1 protein-coding gene is annotated in these 213 nt (G+C 38.0%); it reads right to left on the reverse strand.

Annotated elements, in window-relative coordinates; translation table 11 throughout:
* On the reverse strand, positions 1-213 hold a 213-nt coding region (locus Q0762_RS13985; protein WP_298767756.1), incomplete at both ends, for a hypothetical protein.

Consider the following 213-nt stretch of genomic DNA (forward strand, 5'->3'; position numbering starts at 1 on the left):
TAACTAAAGTCGATATCTTCTGTGCTATCTGGTGCTGGAACTACATCTAACGTACCGTTTGTCTGTAAGGTTACCATTGTACCATCACTTAACGTTACTGTTGCGCCTGGTGCTATTGGTGTTACTGTTCCATCTACGTCAATAATCTCTGTAATCATTAAATTAGCATTATCGCCATCAGGATCATTATCTCCTTCTAAAACACTAATGTTT

This window comes from uncultured Polaribacter sp. (assembly GCF_947495205.1).
In the GTDB taxonomy this organism is placed as follows: domain Bacteria; phylum Bacteroidota; class Bacteroidia; order Flavobacteriales; family Flavobacteriaceae; genus Polaribacter.